General features: G+C 69.4%; 4 protein-coding genes. All 4 read right to left on the bottom strand.

Annotated features, from left to right (window positions below):
* Window positions 1-389: 389 nt before the first annotated feature.
* Window positions 390-1580: a low temperature requirement protein A gene (locus tag BM362_RS45935; RefSeq protein ID WP_067595773.1), complete on the bottom strand. Its 1191-nt coding sequence runs from the start codon at window positions 1578-1580 to the stop codon at window positions 390-392.
* Window positions 1581-1682: 102 nt separating this feature from the next.
* Window positions 1683-2483 carry a MerR family transcriptional regulator gene (locus tag BM362_RS45930; RefSeq protein ID WP_208865545.1) on the bottom strand — a complete coding sequence of 267 codons (801 nt, stop codon included), beginning with the start codon at window positions 2481-2483 and terminating at the stop codon, window positions 1683-1685.
* Window positions 2484-2993: 510 nt separating this feature from the next.
* Window positions 2994-4463 (bottom strand): MFS transporter, encoded by a 1470-nt coding sequence (locus BM362_RS45925; RefSeq protein WP_093577417.1) that lies wholly within the window; start codon window positions 4461-4463, stop codon window positions 2994-2996.
* The coding region (locus tag BM362_RS45920; RefSeq protein WP_342029845.1) for an OB-fold nucleic acid binding domain-containing protein at window positions 4463-5277 on the bottom strand (815 nt) is incomplete at its 5' end. The genes BM362_RS45920 and BM362_RS45925, both read right to left, overlap by 1 nt.

Below are 5277 nucleotides of genomic sequence, written 5' to 3'. Positions count from 1 at the left end.
GAAACCCCGACGAGGGGGTTTCACATATAAGCTCTACTGGCTTAGTTCACTAGCACACTGTTGAGTTCTCAAGCAACACACCCCGAACCACACCCAGAACCAACCAGGCCACGCTCGATGCGTTATTTCAAGCTTTTGTTTTTCCGGAGTCCAACTCTACACCCTGGGAAGCTTGACGCTTCGTCGGGGGCTGGTTCAGCTCCGGAGGTTTGGGACCACCCACTCTACCACTACTGTGGGAGCTTGGTTCGTGTTCCCGGCGGCCGCCCGGTCTCCCTGGCGACGAAGAGAACATTACACGCCCCGAAACAGCCCTCGAACAGGGGGGTCCCTTTTTTCGCGCCAAGCCGCTGACCTGCGTCGATCCGTCGGCTCCGGCCCGATGGCGGTCAGCCCGGCTCGCGCTCCCCGTGCGTCGCGATCACCGTGACCCCGACGAGGATCGCCGCGAGGACCGCTGTCACGTGGATCGGCGCCGGGCCGAACGACGCGGCGAGCACGAGCACCGCGGCCGCCGGGAAGCCGATCGCGATCGGACGGCATTCGTTGGTCGGGCCGATGTGCAGCAGCCACACGCTCAGCAGGAAGACCGCGACCGGGATCGTCACGGCCAGCGCGGTCACGATGCCGCTGACGTGCACCTGCCCGCTGTCGAAGCCGACCGCCAGTTCCAGGCCGGCGCCGACCGCCGCGGCCGATCCGAAGATCAGGTAGTGGCCATACCCCCAGCTCAACGCGGTCCACCGCGAGTTGCCGCGTTCGAGGCGGGCGTGCCCCGGCTGGTCGAAGTACAACCACCACATCGAGAACACCAGGACCAGGCCGGCGATGGCCAGCGATACCAGCTCCCCGGTGTGCTCGCCCTCCGCGATCCCCTCTTTCACCGCGTTGGTGGCGCTGAGCACGGTTTCGCCGAGCACGATCAGCGTGAAGAGCCCGTACCGCTCGGCGATGTGATGCGAGTGCCACGGCGTGGTCGTCCGCGCCTCCGCCACGGCGGGCACCGCGAGTTCCAGGATCAGGACGACGAAGAAGCCGACGAACCCCGCGGTGCCGGGCAGGGCCAGCCGGGCGATCCACAGAATCTGGCAGAGCGTGATGCCTGCCGCGTAGAAGTACGCGGTCGTGCGGATTTCCGGTGCTTGCCGCGCCGCGCGAAGCCACTGCGTGACCGCGGCCAGGCGCATCAGGACGTATCCGACGACCACGATCGTGAAGTCGCCGTCGAAGGCTTTGTCCACGCCGGCCGCGACGGTCAGGCCGCCGCCGATCTGGACGAGGGTGGCCAGCCGATAGGGCACGTCGTCGGTGTCGAACGCCGACGCGAACCAGCTGAAGTTCAGCCAGCCCCACCAGATCGCGAAGAACACCATCCCGAAGCTGAGCACCCCGTGCCCGACGTGCCCTTCGGAAAGCGCGTGGTGCAGCTGCGCGGCGGCCTGGCCGACGGCGACCACGAAACACAGGTCGAACAGCAGCTCCAGCGGCGTCGACGCGCGGTGTCCTTCGCTGGTGTCGCGTGGCCGCATCGGCCGGTACCACACCCGGATCCGGTTGCCCGGCAGCGACTCGTGGGCCATGTGCGCTCCCCTTTCCGCAGAACGCGGCCATCCCAGCATGATCGACGGCGCGGCGCGAGCGCGACCTCCCCGAGCAGCCGGAACCGGGTGAAACTGGACGCCTCAGCGCAGCCGGACCGCCAGTTCGAAGACCGGATCGTCGAGACCGGCCTGTCCTGGGTCGCACAGGAAGATCTGGCGCGGCTTCCAGTCGGCCCGCACGTCGTGGCCGGTCAGCCAGCGGTGCAGCGATTCGGCCCCGAGCGCGGTCATCATGTTCGCCTTCGCCACGGTGACGTACGCCTCGCGGCCCGCGGCGTCGGCGCTGAGCGTCATCTCCGGGAAGGAGACGTCCCCGTCGATCGGACAGCAGAATTCGACCAGCCCGTCGCTGTCATTGCCGATTTCGCCGTGGTAGCGCAGGAACGGCCGCCCGGCATCACCTGACGGGCGCGGGACCGCCGGGCCGCCGAAGAACGCGAACAGCGGGGCGGCGAATTCGCCGATCCGGTCGGCAGTCAGCTGCTCGGAGGCGACGAGCAGGGTGCGGGCGGGCATTTCGCGCACGGACACGTCGTACATCGGGGTTTCCTTCCCGGCCAGTCGGTCGAGGAAGAACCCGGCGAGTTCCTGCTTGGCGCGCCACTCCCGCTCCTGTTCTTCCCAGTACGCGCGGACCTCGGCCGCCGCGGCTTCCGGCGGCAGGTCGAGGACGGTCCGGATCCGCGGCAGCGGCATTTCGATCCGGCGCAGCTGGACGACGCGGCGCGCCCGGTCGAGCTGGTCCGGCGAGTACCAGCGATAGCCGGTGTCCGGGTCGACGCGGACGGGCGGCAGCAGGTTCGTCTCGTCGTACAGCCGCAGCGCTTTGGGCGAAAGGCGGGCCAGGCGCGCGAACGCGCCGATGGTCAGCAGGTCCGTCATGGGTTCTCCCTCGTTCGGAACACCCTGAGCGTGGGGCCGGTCCCGAGGGGAAGGTCAAGCACGCAGCGCACCCCCGCGGGGAAGGCCAGGCGGCGCGGACAAGACGGCGGCCGGTCGAGGACCGGGGAGGGCGAGGACGGGCGGGCCCGGTTCCCCCTCGCCCGGGCCCGCCCTGTTGCCTTCGCACGCACTGGCCGGCCACTCCGGGCAGCGCCCCGGCGATTCGCCGTACGGTCCCCCGCGGACGCCGACGAATTTCGTACCGGGATGCGACTCCGGGTGTCCATTCCCCGGAACTTCGGACTCCCAGGCCGCTCGGCCGATCGACCCATCCCCGGTCGATCGAACGGATTGCCACTGTAGGTAGCCAAAGTGCCGTTCTGAAGGCTCCATAAGGTCTACTCGGTTGCTCTGAGTAGCACTAGGGTCGAAGGTCACCTGTCACCCGGATGGACTATCACCTGATGGCGGTAAGTAGCTCACCGAATAGGGAGAATCAGCGTTGCGTGGTCACGTTCGGTGAATATTCGCCGCGGACTGCGCCGCTTGCTGGTCCTCCGTCAGGATGGCACGCCGCCGGCGGGCGCGAAGTTCCAGGGTCGCGAAAGCCAGCGCGACGAGCGTGAGCCCGGCCGCGCAGCACATCGCCGCGGTGAGCGCGGTCTGGTGCCCGGCGGTCGCGACCGTCGATTCGAACACCGACGCCAGCACGGCCGTGCCGATCGCGGTGCCGATCCGCTGGCCGGTCTGCAGCGCGCCCCCGGCGACGCCGGCCAGCCGGTTCGGCACGCATTCGAGCGTGAGCGTCGTGTTCGGCGAGATCACCATCCCGCCGCCGATTCCGCCGATCAGCAGCGGACCGGCCACCGCGAATCCCGCGGCCGACGGCGGCACCAGCTGCACGACCAATCCCACCGACAGCAGCGAGAGCGCGACGATGCTCAGTCCCATCACGGTCAGCTTCCGGCCGAACCGGGCCACGAGCCGTCCGGCGACGGCCGCCGTCACGGCCGAACTCAGCGCGAACGGCGTGACCGCCAGCCCCGACTGCAGCGGCGTGTACCCGAGCCCCTGCTGGAAGAAGAGCGCGAACACCAGCCAGATCCCGGCGAACCCGCAGAAGTACAGCGCCCCGACCGCCGCGCCGCTCGCGTAGCCCGGAGTGCCGGTGAAGAGCCGGATGTCCAGCAACGGCGGCCGGTTCCGGCGCGTGACGCGCCGCTCCCACCACACGAAGGCGGCGCCGAAGACGATCGCCACCCCGAACAGCCACCAGAACCGGCCGAGCCCGCCCCGTTCGGATTGCACGAGCGGCAGCAGCACGCCGAGCACCGCGACGGCCAGCAGCACGATCCCGGTGAAGTCGATTTCCCCGCGCAGCCGGAGTTTCCGCCGGTCCGTCCTCGGCAGCAGTTTCATCGCGAGCCCGAACGCGATCGCGCCGATCGGCACGTTCACGTAGAACACCCACCGCCAGCCGTCCGGGTCGCCGAACAGCGCGAGGATCACGCCGCCGAGCACCGGCCCGACCGCGGTGGAGACGCCGACGACCGCGCCGAACATGCCGAACGCCCGGCCGCGCTCGGCGCCGCGGAACAGATCCTGGATCAGGCCGCTGTTCTGCGGCGTCAGCATGCCCGCGGCGCAGCCCTGGGCCAGCCGGGCGGCGACGAGGGTCGCCGGGTCGGGGGCCGCGCCGGCGAGCGCGCTCGTCGCGACGAACGCGGCCAGCGCGATCAGGAACATCCGGCGGCGGCCCAGCGCGTCGCCGAGCCTGCCGCCGGTGACCAGGACCAGGCCGAAGGCCAGCGCGTAGCCCGAGACCACCCACTGGATGGTGCCCGCGCCGGTGTTCAGGTCGCGCTCGATCGAGGGCAGAGCCGTGTTGACGATGCTGACGTCCAGCAGCGTCATGAACCCGGCGGTGAGAGTGACCGCGAGCGCCCGCCAGCGGCGGGGATCCGGCTCCGCCCCGGCCATCAGGTGTTGGCGGTGATCCCAGGGATGCCCTTGAGCTCACCGATGAGCATCGAACTGACCTTCACCGGGTAATCGTAAAGCGCGAAGACCGTCTGGTTCTTGCCGACGAGCTTGAGGTGCACCGGCGTATCGCCCTTGTGCGCCAGCAGCGTCGACTTCAGCTCGCTGACCACGGCCTGGTCGATTTTCTCGGCGGCGGCCAGCAGCACCAGCGGCGGTTCCTCGTCGCCGTTGCCGATCTCGGAGAGGTCCAGCGGCACCAGCCCGCCGCCGAACACCGACATCTTGTCCTCGCGCCAGTTGACCCGGCCCTTCACCAGCACCGCGTTGTCCTCGACCAGGTCCGCGGCGAACATCGAGTACGCCTTGGCGAAGAACAGCACCTCAAGCGCGGCGTCCATGTCCTCGACGGTGCAGATCGCCCACGGCTCGCCCTTCTTGTTGACCCGGCGTTCGAGCGAGGTGAGCAGGCCGGAGATGACGACCTCGCCCTCCTTCGGCGGGTCGGCGAGCAGCGCGGCGATCGGCTTCGGCGCGTGCTTGCGCAGGATGCGCTCGGCCCCGTCGAGCGGGTGCGCCGACACGTACAGGCCCAGCATTTCTCGTTCGTAGGCGAGGAGCTGCTTGCGCGGATACTCCTCCTCGCCGAACTTGAGGTGCGCGAGCGGCGAGGACGACGGCGCCGCCTCGGCCGAGTCGCCGTCGTCGGCTCCGAACGAGCCGAAGAGGTCGAATTGGCCCATCGCTTCCTGGCGCTTGAGCGGCACCACGGCTTCCACCGCGTCCTCGTGCACCTGGATCATCGACAGCCGCG

The organism is Amycolatopsis rubida (genome assembly GCF_900115345.1).
GTDB classification, from domain to species: Bacteria; Actinomycetota; Actinomycetes; order Mycobacteriales; family Pseudonocardiaceae; genus Amycolatopsis; species Amycolatopsis rubida.
This window is presented reverse-complemented; position numbering and strand designations above follow the sequence as displayed.

What these genes read in the sequence shown, in the direction of transcription:
- BM362_RS45930 (WP_208865545.1), bottom strand. Translation starts at nt 2,483, where the DNA reads ATGACGGACCTGCTGACCATCGGCGCGTTCGCGCGCCTGGCCCGCCTT.
- BM362_RS45925 (WP_093577417.1), bottom strand. Translation starts at nt 4,463, where the DNA reads ATGGCCGGGGCGGAGCCGGATCCCCGCCGCTGGCGGGCGCTCGCGGTC.
- BM362_RS45935 (WP_067595773.1), bottom strand. Translation starts at nt 1,580, where the DNA reads ATGGCCCACGAGTCGCTGCCGGGCAACCGGATCCGGGTGTGGTACCGG.